General features: G+C 74.8%; 13 protein-coding genes. 3 read left to right on the forward strand and 10 right to left on the reverse strand.

Going from position 1 to position 17,620, the window contains the following annotated elements:
* Nucleotides 1-77 precede the first annotated feature (77 nt).
* Both FBY24_RS06415 and FBY24_RS06420 read left to right on the forward strand, forming a co-directional pair.
* Nucleotides 78-1,091: a ParA family protein gene (locus FBY24_RS06415; RefSeq protein WP_255432261.1), complete on the forward strand. Its 1,014-nt coding sequence runs from the start codon at nt 78-80 to the stop codon at nt 1,089-1,091.
* Nucleotides 1,088-2,485 carry a ParB/RepB/Spo0J family partition protein gene (locus FBY24_RS06420; RefSeq protein WP_142159054.1) on the forward strand — a complete coding sequence of 466 codons (1,398 nt, stop codon included), beginning with the start codon at nt 1,088-1,090 and terminating at the stop codon, nt 2,483-2,485. Before FBY24_RS06415 ends, FBY24_RS06420 begins: the two co-directional genes overlap by 4 nt.
* Before the next feature lie 184 nt (nt 2,486-2,669).
* On the opposite strand, the gene FBY24_RS06425 is transcribed toward FBY24_RS06420, so the two are convergent.
* The 8 genes from FBY24_RS06425 to FBY24_RS06460 form a co-directional block, all read right to left on the reverse strand.
* Nucleotides 2,670-3,638 (reverse strand): D-alanine--D-alanine ligase, encoded by a 969-nt coding sequence (locus FBY24_RS06425; protein WP_142159057.1) that lies wholly within the window; start codon nt 3,636-3,638, stop codon nt 2,670-2,672.
* Nucleotide 3,639: 1 nt separating this feature from the next.
* Nucleotides 3,640-4,986, reverse strand: coding sequence for a PLP-dependent aminotransferase family protein (locus FBY24_RS06430; protein ID WP_142159059.1), 1,347 nt, complete (start codon nt 4,984-4,986; stop codon nt 3,640-3,642).
* Between the two features lie 55 nt (nt 4,987-5,041).
* Nucleotides 5,042-5,383: a thioredoxin gene (gene trxA, locus FBY24_RS06435; protein ID WP_142159061.1), complete on the reverse strand. Its 342-nt coding sequence runs from the start codon at nt 5,381-5,383 to the stop codon at nt 5,042-5,044.
* Nucleotides 5,380-6,414, reverse strand: a complete 1,035-nt coding sequence (gene trxB, locus FBY24_RS06440) for a thioredoxin-disulfide reductase (protein WP_142159063.1) — start codon at nt 6,412-6,414, stop codon at nt 5,380-5,382. The genes trxA and trxB overlap by 4 nt, the downstream gene beginning before the upstream one ends.
* Nucleotides 6,415-6,536: 122 nt before the next feature.
* A complete protein-coding gene (locus FBY24_RS06445; RefSeq protein WP_142159065.1) occupies nt 6,537-8,375 on the reverse strand; it encodes a protein kinase family protein in 1,839 nt (612 codons plus the stop codon).
* Nucleotides 8,376-8,428: 53 nt separating this feature from the next.
* On the reverse strand, nt 8,429-10,087 hold the full coding sequence (gene murJ, locus FBY24_RS06450; RefSeq protein WP_255432262.1) for a murein biosynthesis integral membrane protein MurJ: 1,659 nt from the start codon (nt 10,085-10,087) through the stop codon (nt 8,429-8,431).
* Entirely contained in the window at nt 10,084-12,402 is a 2,319-nt protein-coding gene (locus tag FBY24_RS06455) for a DUF6049 family protein (RefSeq protein WP_142159067.1), read from the reverse strand. The genes murJ and FBY24_RS06455 overlap by 4 nt, the downstream gene beginning before the upstream one ends.
* Nucleotides 12,399-12,953, reverse strand: coding sequence for an NUDIX hydrolase (locus tag FBY24_RS06460; protein WP_142159069.1), 555 nt, complete (start codon nt 12,951-12,953; stop codon nt 12,399-12,401). Before FBY24_RS06460 ends, FBY24_RS06455 begins: the two co-directional genes overlap by 4 nt.
* Nucleotides 12,954-13,047: 94 nt before the next feature.
* On the opposite strand from FBY24_RS06460, the gene FBY24_RS06465 reads away from it, so the two are divergent.
* On the forward strand, nt 13,048-14,583 hold the full coding sequence (locus FBY24_RS06465; protein ID WP_255432263.1) for a CCA tRNA nucleotidyltransferase: 1,536 nt from the start codon (nt 13,048-13,050) through the stop codon (nt 14,581-14,583).
* Between the two features lie 4 nt (nt 14,584-14,587).
* Here the strand turns inward: FBY24_RS06465 and FBY24_RS06470 are convergent, their stop codons facing one another.
* Together FBY24_RS06470 and FBY24_RS06475 are read right to left on the reverse strand one after the other, a co-directional pair.
* On the reverse strand, nt 14,588-16,306 hold the full coding sequence (locus FBY24_RS06470) for a SpoIIE family protein phosphatase (RefSeq protein ID WP_142159073.1): 1,719 nt from the start codon (nt 16,304-16,306) through the stop codon (nt 14,588-14,590).
* The gene (locus tag FBY24_RS06475; RefSeq protein ID WP_142159075.1) at nt 16,303-17,616 is read right to left on the reverse strand and encodes an MFS transporter; all 1,314 of its coding nucleotides are present in this window, start codon (nt 17,614-17,616) and stop codon (nt 16,303-16,305) included. The genes FBY24_RS06470 and FBY24_RS06475 overlap by 4 nt, the downstream gene beginning before the upstream one ends.
* Nucleotides 17,617-17,620 lie beyond the last annotated feature (4 nt).

Here is a 17,620-nt window from a genome sequence, read left to right on the forward strand (position 1 = left end):
ACGCGGCCCGCGCCGCCGAGGTCGACCGTGAGGCCGGGAGCCTGGTCGATGCGAGCGACGCCGGGCCTGTGACCAGCATGAATGCTTCGATCGACGCGGACGACGCCCGTCGGGCCGCCCTTGTGCAGAGCCTGCCTGCCGCCGACGCGGACACCCCGCTGATGGCCGAGCTGCAGCTCGACGCCCGCCGCCGGATCGAGCTGCGCGGCCGACGCTTCCCCCGCCCGCCGGCGACGCGAGTCATCACCGTGGCGAACCAGAAGGGTGGCGTGGGCAAGACCACCACGACGGTCAACCTCGCCGCCGCGCTCGCGCAGGCCGGTCTGCAGGTGCTTGTGCTCGACAACGACCCCCAGGGGAACGCGTCGACGGCGCTGGGCATCGAGCACCGGGCGGGCACCCCCTCCATCTACGAGGTGCTCGTGGACGGCGCCCCGATGCACGGTGCGGTCCAGGAGAGCCCCGAAGTGCCGGGCCTGTGGTGCCTGCCGGCGACCATCGACCTCTCGGGCGCCGAGATCGAGCTCGTCTCGATGGTGGCGCGCGAGACCCGTCTGCGCACCGCGCTCGAGCAGTACCTGCAGTGGCGCAGAGACAACGGTCACGAACCGATCGACTACGTGTTCGTCGACTGCCCCCCGAGCCTCGGGCTGCTCACCGTCAATGCGTTCGTCGTGGCGCGGGAGGTGCTCATCCCGATCCAGTGCGAGTACTACGCGCTCGAGGGGCTCTCCCAGCTGCTCAAGACGATCGACCTCATCCAGGCGCACCTCAACCCCGCGCTCGAGGTGTCGACCATCCTGCTGACCATGTACGACGCGCGCACCAACCTCGCGCAGCAGGTGGCGGACGAGGTACGGACCCACTTCCCCGAGCGGACGCTCCGGACGACGGTGCCGCGCTCGGTACGGATCTCCGAGGCGCCCAGCTACGGCCAGACCGTGATGACGTACGACGCCGGGTCGTCCGGGGCGCTCGCCTACCTGGAAGCGGCGCGCGAGCTCGCCGAGCGCGCCGCGCCGGGCACCGGCAGCACGAACGAGACCGTCGGTGCGACCGCAGCCCCGGCCGCGACGCAGGAGGACATGTGAGCGAGAAGCGCCGTGGACTGGGCCGAGGGCTCGGTGCACTGATCCCCACCGGGCTCGACGGCAGCCGGAGCACCGGCGCCGACCGGCCCGTGGATGTGTTCTTCCCCGACAACCGCAAGGCTGCGGCCGCCGCGCAGGCGGCCGAGGACCAGGCGGCCGTGGAGGCGACCGAACCGCCGGCCGACGGTGCTGTGCGCACGGACGTTCGTGCACCCGAGGCCGCCACGGCGGATGGTGTGCCGGCCACAGACGCGGAGCGGGGAGTGGCTGCGTCCACCGAGTCCGTGCCGGCAGCGAAGGACGAGGGCGTCGTCGCGGACGCGCGGACCGCGGACGCCGTCGCGCAGGAGCGCGACGGTGGACGCGCGACCGGCAGCCAGCGCGAGGACGTCGCGGCCGTCACCGGTGCGCCGGCGGTCGACCCCACGCAGGTCTCCGGCCCGAGCGGTGCATCGGCCCTGGTCAGCAGCTCGGGAGAGGCCGCGTCACCCACCGGCACCGCGTCCGGCGGCGACGGTCATGTCGCGGCTCCCGCGTCGGACGACTGGAAGGCGGACGTCGCCGATCTCGTGCCCGTGCCGGGCGCGCGCTTCGCCGAGCTGCCCGTCGACGCGATCCGGGCGAACGCACGGCAGCCGCGCCAGGTCTTTGACGACGACGCGCTCGAGGAGCTGGTCGGCTCGATCCGTGAGCTCGGCGTGCTCCAGCCGATCGTCGTCCGTGACGTGGGTGACGGGTACGAGCTGATCATGGGGGAGCGCCGCTGGCGCGCCACCCAGCAGGCCGGGCTGGAGACCATCCCGGCGATCATCCGCGAGACCGACGACGCGGACATGCTGCGGGACGCGCTCCTGGAGAACCTGCACCGGGCGCAGCTCAACCCCCTCGAGGAGGCCGCCGCCTACCAGCAGCTGCTCGACGACTTCGGGTGCACGCACGACGAGCTGGCCACCCGGATCCACCGCTCGCGGCCGCAGATCTCCAACACGCTGCGTCTGCTGCGCCTGCCTCCGCTCGTCCAGCGGCGGGTGGCGGCCGGCGTCATCTCCGCAGGTCACGCGCGGGCGCTGCTCGGGCTGAGCGACGGCGCCGCCATCGAGCGGCTGGCCCAGCGCATCGTCGCCGAGGGGCTGTCCGTGCGGGCCGTCGAGGAGATCGTCGCGCTCGGCGGGGACGAGACGGCTCCGACACGGCGGCCTCGTGCCCGCGCGGGAGTGCGCAACGAGGCGCTCGACGAGCTGGCCGGGCGCCTCTCCGACCGGTTCGAGACGCGCGTCAAGGTCGACCTGGGCAAGACGCGCGGACGCCTGACCGTCGAGTTCGCCTCGGTGCAGGACCTCAACCGGATCCTCAACACGCTCGCCCCGGACGACCCGGGGCTGCTCCGAGGCTGATCCGCGGCCCGGGCGCACGCGGTCGGCACGACGGGCGGCGGTGGGCGTCGCCTGCGGGGAGAGTGCCGCCGACCGCAGCGTGCCGCCCGTCGGCTGTGTGACCACCCGGCGGAGCGTGGCGACCAGGCGGAGCGTGGCGACCCGGCGGAGCGTGGCGACCGGTCGCAGCTCGCTGACCGACGGGTCAGTCGGTGGCGACGGGTGCTTGCACGGCGGCGTCGACCAGTGCGCGGTAGAGCGTGCCGAGCCCGTGACCTGCAGCGACGGCCGACTGGGGCAGCAGGGACGTCTCGGTCATGCCCGGCGCGACGTTGACCTCCAGGAACCAGGGCGTGCCCGCCGCGTCGACGACCAGGTCGGTACGGGAGAGCCGTTCGAGCCCGAGAGCCCGGTGCGCGCGGACGGCGACGTCCTGCACGGCCCGTGTCGTCGCCTCGTCGAGCCGCGCCGGGGCGAAGTACTGCGTCCGTCCCGCGTTGTACCGGGCGTCGTAGTCGTACGGCCCGTCGGTGACGATCTCGACCGGCGGCAGCGCGAACGGTCCGTCGCCTGTGTCGAGGACGCTGACAGCGACCTCGACGCCCACCACCGCCCGCTCGACCAGAGCCGTGTCGGTGTACGAGAAGCACGCGATCATCGCCTGCGGCAGGTCCTCGCGCCGTTCGACCAGCGTGACCCCGAGGGCGGAGCCGCCGCGTGAGGGCTTGACGACCAGAGGCAGCCCGAGGCGCGCGACGAGCATGTCGAGGACCGCCCCTGCGCCGAGCTCGCGGAACAGCGACTGCGGCAGCGTCGCGAAGTCCGGTGTCGCGATGCCGTCGCGGGCCACGACGGTCTTGGCGATCGGCTTGCTCCAGGCGACGCGCGAGGCGCGCGGACCCGTCCCGAGCACGCGCAGGCCCATCATCCGGACGACGTCGCGGACCGAACCGTCCTCGCCGCTGGCGCCGTGCAGCACGGGCCAGACGACGTCGGGGGAGAGCTGGCGCAGCGCCGGGACGAGGTCGGCGTCGACGTCGTGGACGCTGACCTCGGCACCCGTCGATCGCAGGGCCTCGGCCACGCGGCGGCCGCTGCGCAGCGAGACGTCGCGCTCGTGGGACAGGCCGCCGGCCAGGACCGCCACCCGAGGTGCGCGTGCAGGTGCGTCCACGTCAGGAGACGTCCGGTCCGGGGGTCTGCACGTCCCCGTCGGCACGGTGCGCCCCCGGGCCGAACAGGTCGACGAGCTCGCTCTCACCTGCGACGACACCGGCGAGGCGGCGCACGCCCTCCCGGATGCGCTCGGGCGTGGGGTAGCAGAACGACAGCCGCATGTGGTCGGCGCCGCGGCCGTCGAAGTAGAACGCGGTGCCCGGCACGTAGGCGACCAGGGCGGTGACCGCGCGAGGCAGCATCTCGCGCGCGTCGAGGCCGTCGGGCAGGCGGACCCACGTGTAGAAGCCGCCGTCGGGCACCGTCCACGAGGCGGTCGGCATGAGCTCGGCGAGCGCACCGACCATCGCGTCGCGCCGCTCGCGGTACATCTCGCGGTAGTCCTTGATCTGGGCGCGCCAGTCGCACGTCTGCAGGTACGTCGAGACGGTCAGCTGCGACGCGTTCGACGGGGAGAGGATCGCGGACTCGCTGGCCAGCACGAGCTTCTCGCGGACCGCGTGCGGCGCCACGACCCAGCCGACGCGGTAGCCCGGGGCGAACGTCTTGGAGAACGAGCCGAGGTACAGCACGCCCTCGTCGTCCATCGAGCGCAGCGCCGGGCGCGGGTCGCCCTCGAACCCGAGCAGGCCGTACGGGTCGTCCTCGACGACGAGGACCCCGTGCCGCCGGCAGACCTCGAGCACCCGGGGACGGCGCTCGAGGGCGAGGGAGACACCCGCGGGGTTGTGGAAGTTCGGCACGGTGTACAGCAGCTTCGCCCGACGGCCCGCAGCGGCGAGCGCCGTCAGCGTCTCGTCGAGGGCCTCGGGGACCAGCCCGTGCTCGTCGATCGGCACGTGCACGACGTCGGCCTGGTACGCCCGGAACACGCCGAGCGCACCCACGTACGACGGCGCCTCGGCGACCACGACGTCGCCCGGGTCGCAGAACACGCGGGTGACCAGGTCCAACGCCTGCTGGGAGCCCGTGGTGACGACCACGTCGTCCGGGTGCGCGTCGATGCCCTGCAGGCGCATGACCTCGAGGATCTGCTCGCGCAGCGTCGGGTCGCCCTGCCCCGAGCCGTACTGGAGCGCCACGAGCCCGCGCTGCGCGACGACCCGCTGCGCGATGTCGGCCAGCACGTCGAGGGGCAGCCGGTCGAGGTACGGCATGCCACCGGCGAGCGACACGACCTCGGGTCGGTTGGCCACGGCGAACAGGGCGCGGATCTCGGAGGCGCGCATGCCGTGCGTGCGTTCGGCGTAGGCGCCGAACCAGGGGTCGAGACGGGTGCCGGCTGCGGCCGCGGACGTGGGGGTGGGTCCCGACGTCGTGCGGTCGGGCTCGGTCACGGAGGTCATCCCCTGAGTGTGGCACGCCACACCCGCGGGATGACCGGACGTCCCACGCCCGGAGTCAGGCCGGCGGGGTCCGATCCGGGACGATCTCCTCGATCTTCTCCCGGAAAGCGGCCTTCGGGCGGGCGCCGATGACCGAGTCGACCATCTCGCCGCCCACGAAGAACCCGATGAACGGGATCGACTGCACGTGGAACTGCTCGGTGAGCGCCGGGTTGGCGTCGGTGTCGACCTTCACGACACGGACGCGACCGTCGTACTCGGCCGCCAGCTCGTCGAGCACGGGCGAGACCATGCGGCACGGGCCGCACCAGGTCGCCCAGAAGTCCACGACGACGGGCAGGTCGGACTCCAGGACCTCCGCGCCGAAGGTCGCGTCGGTGACGTCGACGACGCTCATGCGCCCGCCTCCGCGCCGGTCGTCACGAGCGCCTCGCCGGGGACCTGCGGGTCGACGACGTCCGTGACCAGGCCGGACAGGTAGTGCTGCGCGTCGAGGGCGGCGGCGCAGCCGGAGCCGGCGGCGGTGATGGCCTGCCGGTACCGGTGGTCCACCACGTCGCCCGCGGCGAACACGCCGGGGATGTTGGTCAGCGTGGTGCGCCCCTGGACGACGACGTAGCCGTTCTCGTCGAGCTCGACCTGGCCGACCAGCAGCTCGGTGCGCGGGACGTGGCCGATCGCGACGAACACACCGCCGGCCTCGATCTCGCGGGTCTCGCCCGTGACGGTGTCGCGCAGCGTGAGGCCGGTGACCTTGTCCTCGCCGTGGATCGCGACGACCTCGGAGTTCCACGCGAACTCGATCTTCGGGTCCGCGGCGGCGCGGTCCGCCATGATCTTCGAGGCCCGCAGCGTGTCGCGGCGGTGGACCATCGTGACCCGACGGCCGAAGCGCGTGAGGAACGTCGCCTCCTCGACGGCGGAGTCGCCGCCGCCGACCACGACGATCTCCTGGTCGCGGAAGAAGAACCCGTCGCAGGTGGCGCACCACGAGACGCCGTGGCCGGACAGGCGCTTCTCGTCGTCGAGGCCCAGCTCGCGGTACGCGGAGCCGGTCGACAGGATCACCGAGCGCGCGCGGTAGACGTCGCCGGAGCCGGTGGTGACGACCTTGACGTCGCCCGTGAGGTCCAGCGAGGTCGCGTCGTCCCAGAGCACCTCGGCGCCGAACTTCTCGGCCTGCTTCTGGAGGGAGTCCATGAGCTCGGGGCCCTGGACGCCGTCGGGGAAGCCGGGGAAGTTCTCGACCTCGGTGGTGTTCATGAGCGCACCGCCGGCGGTGACGGAGCCGGCCACCACGACGGGCGCGAGCCCGGCACGGGCGGCGTAGATCGCCGCGGTGTAGCCCGCGGGACCGGAGCCGACGATGACGACGTCGCGGACGACGGCGTCGGTGCGGGGGGTCTGGTCGGTCGTCTCAGCGGTCACGGGGTCCCTCGGTCGGTCGGTGCCCGCGGCGGCGGGCGGCGGTGGTCGGTGGTCCTGGCCTCGTCAACCGATGGTAGGCGCCGTGTGTTCCGGGACGGCGACGCAACGGTGGACGGCAGGCGTCAGCCGACCTTGACGTCGTTGACCTCGAGCCGGAACTTGCCCTCGGAGTTCGTCGGCAGCTCGGTGAACCACAGCACGATCGTGCTGGTGTCGACCGGCTCGTCGAAGGTCAGCACGGTCTGGGCGCCCAGCGTGCCCGAGGCCAGCAGGTCGCCCTCCGTCGGTGCGGCCATGGTGGTCGCGCGCACCTCGACGTTGCCGCCCGTGCCGTTGACGCCGAGCGTCACCGAGCTGACGGACGCCGTGTCGCGGAGCGTCACCTCGAGGCCGACGGCCGGCTTGAGGCCGCCGAAGTCCGGGCGGTTGTACGTGAACGTGTACCAGAAGGTGCTCGGGTCGTTGTCGATCGCGAGCGGGACGAGCTCTTCCTTCTCGCCCTCCGGGCTGTTCGGGTCGATCGAGCGGATCGAGGCGACGGCGGGAGGGTCCGTGGACACGGCGGGCTCGGACGGCTCCGGCGACTCCTCGGCCGACGGGCTCTCGTCCGTGCCCGGGTCCTGCGGCTGGGTCGACGTCCCGCCGGCGGGGTCGGCCGTCTGGTCGCCGGTGCCCGCGAACAGCGAGCTCGCGGCGAAGACGAGGCCGATGAGCAGCACGACGCCCACCACGACCAGGACCAGCGCGGTCGGGTCGAACTTGCGCTCGCGCGGCTGCTCGTCGTCGGCGAAGGGGAACGGGTCGCCGGTGGTCGGCGCGCCGGGACCCCAGCCCTGGCCGTCGTCGCCGCCCGGGGGGATCGCGGCCGGCGGGCCGGCGGTGCGCTGCGGGTGAGCGGGGGGGCGACCTGCCGCGACGGGCGGCAGCGACGCGGGCACCTCGGGCGGGGCGAAGGCACCCGTCTGGGTGTCCGTCCAGCTGGCGGCGGGCAAGCCCGTGCTGCGCGCAGGGGCGGCCGGCGGGGGGGTGCCGGGCCGGGCGGCCCCGGGGGGCAGCTCGTCGAACGCCGCCCGTACCGACTGGCGGGCGACGCGCACGGGCTGCGGGGGAGCGACGGGCGGCGCGATCATCGTCGCCGCCGGGTCGGTGGCCATGTACGCGGCCGTCGGCTGCTCGACGGGCTGCCCGATGCGGATCTCGCCCCACGGCTCCAGCTCGCGCACGAGCTCGGCGGGGGAGTGCGGGCCGTCCTCGTACGGGCCGAGGGTCACGCTGCACAGCGTGTCGAGGTCGTTCGGCACGCCCATGACGATCTCGGCGGGCGGCACGGGGGAGCCGTCGAGCACGGGTGCCGGCTGCAGGTCGCGCACGGGGGTCGTGTCGTCGTGGAACATCGGCCAGCGGCCGGTCAGCGCGGTGTAGAGCACGCGCACGAGGTCGACGGTGTCGGCGCGGCTGGTCGCGCGCGCGTCGCCGACCGGGCTGCCGACGAGCGCGGCGTCCAGCGCCAGGCCGGACACGAGCACGCGCCCGTCGGTGGAGACGTGCACGACCGAGGGCCGCAGCGCGAGGTGGTGGACCCCGCGGCGGCGGGCGACCTCGAGCGCGGCCGCGGCCTCGCCGACGACCGCACGCGCCTGCTCCGGCGTCAGGGGGCCCCGCTCGACGAGCTGGGCCAGCGTCACGCCGGCGATCTGCTCGGTGATGACGTAGCCGACGCCCTCGTGGGTGCCCACGTCGAGCACGCGCACGAGCCGGGGGTCGGTGACGAGCGCCGCACGGCGGGCGGCGTCCAGGGCCGGGGCGACGGCGCCGGAGCCCAGGACGCGCACGCGCACGCCGCGGTCGAGGATCTGGTCGGTCGCCTGCCACACGTCGACGCCGTCCAGGTCGGTGGGCAGCGGGTCCAGCACGCGGTACCGCCCCGCGAGCACGGTCCCCCGTCCGACGACGTCGACCACGTCCCACCTCCGTTCGAGCGACCACCGATGTGCACGGCGCGTGCGGGGCCATGCTAGACGGGTCGGGAGCCCCCACGGCCGAGCTTGCGCAGGAGCGGACCCGCGAGCAGGTCCAGCTCGCGCACCCGGAGCAGGCGCAGCACGACGAGGTAGACCAGCCCCACGACCGCGGAGACGGCCAGGCACTCGAGGGCCGCGTCGCCGACGCCGCTGCCCAGCACGTCGTCGAGCAGGCGGCGCGCACCCCACCCCGCGCCGAACGCGGCGGCCGCGGCCAGTCCCGCGAGCAGGTGCGTCTTCAGGATCGCCGGGGCGTCCACGGTGCCCAGGTGCCCGCGCAGGCGCAGCATCGCCAGCACGGTGCCGACGAGGTACGACGCGCTCATCGCCAGCCCGATCCCGACGACCCAGCTCGAGCTGGGGAGCAGTGCCCTGCCGGCGAGGGTGCCGCCGACGACGACGACGGCCATCGCGACCTGGATCGGCACCATGCCCTTGGCGTCCTCGTACGCGTAGAAGACGCGCTGGCACATCGACCACGCCCCGAAGGCGGGCAGGCCGACGGCCATGGCAGCCACGATCGGCGCCGTGGCGGCGACGCCCGCACCGCCCTCACCGACCAGCAAGATCCGGGTGACGGGCTCCGCGAGCACCACCAGCAGTGCGGCGGCGACCAGGGTGAACACGCCGACGACACGGACACCGACGGAGAACGTCGCGCGTGCGGCGTCGACGTCCTTGTCGCTCGCCTGCGCCGACAGCCGGGTGAACAGGGCTGTCGCCAGCGACACCGTCACCAGCGAGTGCGGGAGCATGAACAGCATGAACCCGAACTCGTAGGCCGCGTTGCCGGCGACGTCCCGGGCTCCCTGCGGAGCCTGCGAGGCCACCCGTGAGCCGATCAGGTAGCCGAGCTGACCGATGGTCAGGCCGGCGAAGGTCCACGTGGCGACGGACCCCGCACGGCCCAGGCCGGATCCGCGCAGCCCCCAGCGGGGTCGGTAGCTCACACCCGTCGCGCGCAGGGCGGGGATCAGCACCAGCGCCTGGGCCACGATGCCGAGGGTCGCGGCACCCGCGAGGACCCCGACCTGGAGGCCGCTCCAGCCGGTGGCGCTGATGACGTCCGGGTTCGACGCCCCGCCGAACACGGCGATGAACAGGCCGAAGCCCACGATGGAGACGACGTTGTTGACCACGGGCGCCCACATGTACGGGCCGAACGAGCCGCGCGCGTTGAGCACCTGCCCGAGCAGGCCGTAGACGCCGTAGAAGAACATCTGCGGCACGCACCAGTAGGCGAACGCGGTGGCGAGCGCGACCTGCGCGGGGTCGCCCGGGTCGGCGTAGAGGCGCACGAGCAGCGGCGAGGCGATCGTGAGGAGCAGCGTCGAGCCGGCGAGCAGGGCGAAACCCAGGGTGAGCAGCCGGTCGACGTACTCCTGCCCGGCGTCCCGCTTGTACGCGCGCACGACCTGCGGCACGAGGACCGCGTTGAGCGCCCCGCCCGCGAGCAGCATGTAGAGCACGTTCGGCAGCTTGTTGGCCACGGCGAACGCGTCCGCCGCCTGCCCGGTGACGCCGACGGCCGCGATCAGCACCATGGCCCGCACGAACCCCAGCGCGCGGGACACGGCGGTGCCCGACGCCATGAGGGCGGCACCGCGGAACAGATCGCCTCGGGGGCTCTGGGACACCGTCGCCTCGCTCACTTCTCGTCCTCCGGGGTTCCGCCGAGCACCGGCAGCGTTCGAGCCTGCGACTCGTGCACGAGCCGCGCCCCGCGGCGCGCGCTCTGCCCGCGCCGCACCGTGCGCACGATGCCCAGCACGAGGCCCACCAGCAGGAGCACACCGACCACGGCGGTGCCCACGGACTCGATGGTCGGCGTGACGCTCGCCTGGAACGTCAGGGTCGGCGACACGGGGGTGCCCGCCGACGTGGTCACGACCGCCTCGACCTGCACCTCGCAGTTGGCGACGGCGTGCAGGGGCACCGGGACGACCCGCTCGGCGCCGGGCTCGAGCGTGACGAGCTCGCTCGGCTCGGTGCTCAGGCACGCCTTGCGCGGGCTCGCGACGATGCGCACGGACGCCGGCACGTCCAGCTCGTTGCGGACCGAGAACCGCAGGTCCCCGCTCGCGCTGATGATCCGCTGCGTGCTCAGCGGGGCGATGGACAGCCCGGTGCGGCGCGCGTCGACCGCGGCGACGACCCCGTCGACGACCGTCTGACGTGCACCGACGTCCGACCGCCACGCCACCGAGAGCGGGGCGAGGACCGCGTCGTCGAGCCCGGTGAGCAGCTCGGCCGCGTCGTCGCTGACCTGGGCGAAGTCGATCGCCGCGGAGCGTGCGTCGTCGAGGCGGCGGACCTGCTCGGGCGCGAGCTCGGTCTCCGCGGTCGCCGACGCGGGCAGGGGCGTCCGCTGCTCGGTGCCCGACGTGGTGCCGAGCAGCGCGGTCAGCGGCGTCGTGCGCGACCACGGCGACTCCTGCACGCCGGTGAGCACGGCGGCGACCAGGTCGGGGTCGGCCTGCCACGTGCGGGGCGTGGTCACGAGCACGTGCGGCGGGGCCAGGGTGCCGGCACGGGCGATGACGGACAGCTCGGCCAGGGTGCGGGCGAGAGCGGTCGCCGGCGTCGCGGCGGGGTCGAGCACGGTCGGGTCGGTGAGCAGCTGCGACAGCACCGGGTCCGGTGTCAGGGTGGTCAGCGCGCCGGTGCCGGTCGTGACCTCGGACCGCGCGCCGACGGTGACGTCGCCAGTGGCGGCGAGGTCGCCCGCGGCGGTGACGAGGACCTGCGCCCCGGCCTCGGCGGCGAGCTCCGCGGTGGGCTGGTCGGTGCTGGGACCCGGCGCGAGCAGCACGTCCGTGCGGGCGCCCGCGAGCCCCAGGGCGTCGGCGCGCGCGGCGGTGGCGTCGGTCGCGGCGGCGAGCAGCGCGGTGTCGCCGGCGTGGGCGAGCGCGGCCAGGTCGGGGTCGGACCACGGCAGGGCGACGACGTCGCGTCCCGCGGCGAGCGAGCGCAGGTCGTCGGCCCAGCCGGGCGAGACGCCGCGGGCGTCTTCGGCGTCGTCCGACGCGTCGGACGTGCCCTCGTCCGGCGCGGACGTCCCCGTCGGCCCGGTCGCCGTGGGTGCGGGCGTCGTGGGCTCGGGCGTCGGGTCGGCCGTGGCGTCGTCGTCGGGGCCTGGCGCGGTCCCGACGCCGGCCGGCGGTTCCGCGACGTCCGCGAGCAGGGCCGGGTCGACGGCCAGGGCGAGGTCGTCGAAGGGCCGCACCGCGTCGAGCAGCGCCGTCAGGCGGCCGTCCGGGGCGGTGAGCTCCGCCGCGGTGGGGCCGGGACCGTCGACCTCGACGCCCTCGGGGACGGTGGCACCCCCGACGACCGGGGTGACGACGGAGACCCGGGCCTGCGTGTACTGCCCTTCGGGCGCCCACAGCACGAAGGTGCGCTGCAGGCCGACGCGGGAGCCGCCGTCGGTCGCCTCGACGGCGAGGCCCCGGGCGCCCCAGACGTCGGGCCGGTCGAGCAGGCCGACGTCCTGGGCCCGCACGGTCGCGACCAGCTCGGTCTGCGCGCCGGGGGCGAGCGGAACGTCGGACGTCGCGGACGCCGCGTACGCGCCGACCCGTCCGCCCGCGTCGGTGGGGGAGTCGAGCCACGCCTGAAGCTCCGCGCGGGTGCCGGGGCGGATCCGCTCGATCCGGACGGTGGCCCCAGGGCGCTCGATCGCGGTCGTGCCGTCGTTGGTCAGCCGGACGCGGACCACGAGGTCCTGGCCGGGCCGCAGGACGGTCGGCGCGACGTCGAGCACCTGGACCGTGACGGGCAGCGCGCGCGTCGTGCTCGCGGACGCGGCGCCCGTGGCCGTCGTGGTCGCCGCGTAGGCGGGTGCCACCGCGCCGAGCAGGCCGAACGCGAGCACCGCCGCTCCCGCGAGCAGGCGCAGGGCGGCGGGGCGCTGCCGCACCGTCGGGCGCCGCCGGGCGACGGGCCGGGCCGAGGGGGTCGGCGTCATGCGTCGTCGCCGAGCACCGTGCGGGCGGTGTCGGCCAGGCGGCGCTCGTTGGGGTAGGCCAGCCGCTCGGAAAGCGCGTGCACGGCGACCCACTCCACGTCCTCGGCCTCGCCGTCCGGGTCGTTCTCGACCGTGAGCTCGCCGTGCACGGCGCCGAGCAGGAAGTGGTGCACCACCTTGTGCACGCGGTGCTCGTCACCCGAGAACCAGTAGTCGATGACGCCGAGGCGGCGCAGGACCCGGCCGGTGATGCCGGTCTCCTCGGCGATCTCGCGGACCGCAGCCTGCTCGGGGGTCTCGTCGCCCTCGAGGTGGCCCTTGGGCAGGCACCACTCGAGGCGGCCCGCACGGTTGCGGCGGGCGATGACGGCGGCCTCGTACAGGCCGTGCCGACGGGTGACGACGAGGCCGCCCGCGGAGGTCTCGTCGACGACGGGCATGGCGGCCGGGGCGGGACGCTGGGTGAGGCGTGAGGGGTCGATCCGCAGGGCGTGACCGCCCGGGGGCGCCGGCACGCGCCCGGGCACGGGCGGGCGGGCGGCGCTGGGCATGCGGACAACTGTAACGAGTCCACCACCGCCGGATCGCCGGTGCGCGGGCCGATCTGGTGCCGGTCGGGCCGCGCACCTCTGGCACCCTGGTGCGGTGCCCACCAGCCCTGACGACCACCGTCCTGCCCTGAACCAGCTGCAGCGCCGTGCGATCGAGGTCCTCGCGACCGTCGCGCCCGACGCCCTCGCGCTGGGGGAGCGGTTCAGGGACCAGGGTCACGAGCTGGCCCTGGTCGGCGGTCCGGTGCGCGACGCCTTCCTCGGGCGGACCAGCAACGACCTGGACTTCGCGACGTCGGCGTCGCCGGACGAGGCGGAGCCGCTGCTGGCGTCGTGGGGCGACGCGCACTGGGACATCGGTCGGGAGTTCGGCACCGTCGGCGCGCGTCGGTTCGCCGGGCGGCACGGCGCCGGGTCGGCGGACGTCGTGGTCGAGGTGACGACGTACCGCACGGACGAGTACGACCCGACGTCCCGCAAGCCCGTGGTCGCCTTCGGCGACACCCTCGAGGGCGACCTGTCGCGCCGGGACTTCACGGTCAACGCGATGGCGCTGCGGGTGCCCGACCTGGTGTTCGTCGACCCGTTCGACGGGCTCGGCGACCTGGCGCGCCGGGTGCTGCGCACGCCGGTGGACCCGCGGCAGTCGTTCGACGACGACCCGCTGCGCATGATGCGCGCGGCACGGTTCGTCGCGCAGCTGGGCTTCCGGCTCGACGACGACGCGCGGGCCGCGATCGTCGACATGGCCGAGCGGATCACGATCGTGTCGGCCGAGCGGGTGCGGGACGAGCTGACCAAGCTGCTGATGGCGGAGCACCCGCGGGCGGGCCTGGAGGTGCTGGTCGACACCGGGCTGGCGGACCACGTGCTGCCCGAGCTGCCGGCCCTGCGGCTCGAGATCGACGAGCACCACCGCCACAAGGACGTGTACGAGCACTCGCTCATGGTGCTGGAGAAGGCCGTGGCGCTGGAGACGGGCCCGGACGGCGCGGTGCCGGGCCCTGACCTGGTGCTCCGCCTCGCGGCGCTGCTGCACGACATCGGCAAGCCCCGCACGCGACGGTTCGAGGAGGGCGGGGGCGTGAGCTTCCACCACCACGAGGTCGTGGGCGCCAAGATGGCGGCCAAGCGGCTCAAGGCGCTGCGGTTCGACAAGCAGACGGTGCAGGACGTCGCCCGGCTGACCGAGCTGCACCTGCGGTTCCACGGGTACGGCGAGGGGGAGTGGACCGACTCGGCGGTGCGGCGGTACGTCACGGACGCCGGACCGCTGCTCGAGCGGCTGCACCGCCTGACGCGGTCGGACTCCACCACGCGCAACCAGCGCAAGGCCCAGCGGCTGTCGCGCGCGTACGACGACCTCGAGGTGCGGATCGCCCGCCTGCGGGAGCAGGAGGAGCTGGCGTCGATCCGTCCGGACCTGGACGGCACGCAGATCATGGCCGCGCTCGGCGTCGGCCCGGGGCGCGTGGTCGGCGAGGCCTACCGGTTCCTGCTCGAGCTGCGCCTCGACCGCGGCCCGCTCGGCGAGGACGCGGCCCGCGCCCTGCTGCAGGAGTGGTGGGCGGCGCGCTCGACCGACTCGGGCGTCAGCGACGACCGACTCGACGGTCAGCCGACTGACTGAAGAGTCAGTCGGTGTGGTTCCCCCGCACCACGAGCAGGCACACGTCGTCCTCCTGCTGCCCGTCGACCAGCGCGGCGACCAGCGCGTCGCGCACCTGCGCCGCGCTCCCCCCGGCCGGGGCCGTGGCGAGCGCCGCGCGCAGGCGGGCCACGCCGTCGCGCAGCCCGCGGTCCCGGCGCTCGACCAGACCGTCGCTGTAGAGCACCAGCGTCGCACCCGGCGGGACGTCACGCCCCGCCTGCGTGCCCGCCCCGGTGCCGTGCACCCCCACGGGCGTCGTCCGCCCGCCGTCGAGGTCGACCACCGTGCCGTCGGGGAGCCGCAGCAGACCCGGCGGGTGCCCCGCCGACGCCCAGCGCAGGTGCGCGCCCCCGGCACCGTCGGGCTCCCAGCGCATCAGCACGCACGTGGCCAGGTCCGGCAGCTCGAGACCGCGGACCAGCTCGTCGAGCCGGGCCAGCGCGGCGCCCGGGCCCTGCGACGCCCACACCGCGGCGCGCAGCAGCGACCGCATCTGGCCCATCGACGCCGCCGCCCGCAGGTCGTGCCCCACCACGTCGCCGACGGCCAGGCACACCGCGCCGTCCGGCAGGGCGAACGCGTCGAACCAGTCCCCGCCCACCTGGGCCATTCGTGCCGACGGCAGGTACGTCGCCGCGACGTCCAGCCCGGCGACGTCGCCGATCACCGGCAGCAGGCTCCGCTGCAGGGTCAGGGCGGCCTCCCGCTCCGCGAGGTACAGGCGCACGTTCTCCAGCACCACGCCGGCCCGACGGCTCAGGTGCGCGGCCGTCACCTCGACGTCCCGGGTGAACCCGTCGGGGCGCTCGTGCACCAGGACGAGCACGCCGAGCGCCCGGTCGCGCGCCCGCAGCGGCACCACCAGCGCGGAGCCCAGCCCGAGGCGCTCCAGCAGCTCGAGCTGGCGCGGCGTGGTGCGCCCCGGCAGTGACGCGTGGTCCACGACGTCGACCTGTGCCACGTGGTCGGGCCCCGAGGCCAGCGCCTCCTGCACCCGGGGCGAGTAGATCAACCACTCCGGTCCGTCCTCGCCGAGGGCGCGGGCGTCGTCGGCCCGGGCCGGGTCGGCCGCCACGACGTGCACGCGCTCGAACCGGCCGTGCTCGTTCGTCACCGCGACGAACCCCCACGTCGCGGTCCGTGGCACGACGATCTCGGCGAGCGCGTCGACCGCACCCGCGTACTCCAGGTGCCGCGTCAGCTCGTCGCTCACCTCGGCGAGCAGCGCCAGGCGGGCAGCCGTCTGGCGGGCCAGGGCCAGCTCGGTGTCGCGGGCCGCGTCGCCGACGGACCGGGCCGTCGCGTCCACCTGCACGCCGACGCGGTGCGTGACCACGCCGTCCGCGTCGCGCAGCTGCGTCACCGCCAGCTGGTTCCAGAACAGCGACCCGTCCTTGCGGGCGTTGAGCAGCAGCTCGACGGCGTCCTCGCCCGCGGCGAGCGCGTCCCGCAGCCGTGCGACCGCCACCGGGTCTGTGCCCGCGCACTGCAGGAACCGGCAGTTGCGACCCACGACCTCGGCCGACGTCCAGCCCGTCATCCGCGTGAACGCGTCGTTGGCCCACACCACGGGGTCGTCCGGCAGGCGCGGGTCGGAGACGACGACGGCGAGCTGCTGGTCGAGCAGGATCCGCCGGGCGAGCTCGCCGGTGAGCACCGCCTCGCCCGTGACGGGGACCGACGGTGCGGGCGCGCGCCTCATGCGACGGGCTCGCGCGCGGCAGGCGCGGCGACCACCACCGGCTCGCGCGGGGCGAGCGCGAACAGCACGGCGCCGACCAGGTAGGCCGCCGCGAGGCCGGCGAACACCGGTCGGGACCAGCCCGTGTCGGGCAGCGTCAGCGCCGCGAGCGCCGCGGCGCCGACGAACGCCGCGTTGTACATGACGTCGTACAGCGCGAACGCCCGCCCGCGGAACGCGTCGGCGGTGTCGCGCTGCACGATCGTGTCCACCGCGATCTTCGCGCCCTGCGCCGCCAGGCCGAGCGCCCCGCCGGCCGCGAGCACCGCGACCCGGTCGACCGTCACGACGAGCAGCAGCTGGCTGACCACGGCGAGCAGCAGGCAGCCCACCACCCACGCGTGCGGCCCGACCCGCGGGACCAGCAGCGGCGTGAGCACCACCGCGAGGGCGAACCCGACGGCGCTGGCGGCCAGCACCGTGCCGAACGTCTCCAGGCCCGCCTGGGCGTCCGCGGGGTCGGCGAGCAGGTTGCGGGAGATGAGGATGCTGGCGATGAAGACCGCGCCGTAGCAGAACCGGTGCAGCGCCATGATGCCCAGGGCCTGGGCGGGGGTGCGGCGCGCGACGAGGTACCGGGCGCCCTCGCCGAGACCCCGCGCCAGCGAGACGAACGCCGCGCGCACCTGCGCCCCGTCCGCACGGTCCTCGGGCCCGAGCTGGTCACGCCCCAGCCGTGTGGCCAACGCGGACGCACCCGCCATGACCGCTGCGGCCACCAGGAGCGCCGTCGCGTCGCGCACCCGCCCGGCAGGCAGCACCAGGCCGAGCACCAGGCCGACGCCGCCGCCGACGCCGGCCGCTGCGGCCCCGAGCGTCGGCGTGACGGCGTTGGCGGTGAGCAGCAGCGGTCCGTCGACGACCTTCGGCAAAGACGCCGACAGCGCGGCCAGCAGGAACCGGTTGACCGAGAGCGTCACCAGCGCCAGCACGTAGACGGCCGGCCCGACGCCCACGGTCGCCATGAGCGCGGCGATCGTCAGCGTCAGGGCCACCCGCACGAGGTTGCCGACGAGGAGCACCTGCCGGCGGCGCCACCGATCGAGCAGCACGCCCGCCCACGGGCCGACGATCGTGAACGGCAGCAGCAGCACCGCGAACGCCGTGGCCACACCCGTCGCGGTGCTCGCGTTCTCCGGCGAGAAGAAGAACAGGGTCGCGAGCCCGACCTGGAACATGCCGTCCGCGGTCTGGCTGACCAGCCGCACGGCGAACAGGCGCCGGAAGCCGGTCAGCGGCCAGAGCGCCCGGAGGTCGGAGATCACCTGCACCGAC

The sequence above is a fragment of the Cellulomonas sp. SLBN-39 genome, from assembly GCF_006715865.1.
Lineage (GTDB): Bacteria > Actinomycetota > Actinomycetes > Actinomycetales > Cellulomonadaceae > Cellulomonas.

Coding starts and splice junctions, on each gene's coding strand:
- trxA (WP_142159061.1), bottom strand. CDS start 5,383: ATGAGCGTCGTCGACGTCACCGACGCGACCTTCGGCGCGGAGGTCCTG.
- FBY24_RS06470 (WP_142159073.1), bottom strand. CDS start 16,306: ATGAGGCGCGCGCCCGCACCGTCGGTCCCCGTCACGGGCGAGGCGGTG.
- FBY24_RS06430 (WP_142159059.1), bottom strand. CDS start 4,986: ATGACCTCCGTGACCGAGCCCGACCGCACGACGTCGGGACCCACCCCC.
- FBY24_RS06415 (WP_255432261.1), top strand. CDS start 78: ATGAATGCTTCGATCGACGCGGACGACGCCCGTCGGGCCGCCCTTGTG.
- FBY24_RS06455 (WP_142159067.1), bottom strand. CDS start 12,402: ATGACGCCGACCCCCTCGGCCCGGCCCGTCGCCCGGCGGCGCCCGACG.
- FBY24_RS06460 (WP_142159069.1), bottom strand. CDS start 12,953: ATGCCCAGCGCCGCCCGCCCGCCCGTGCCCGGGCGCGTGCCGGCGCCC.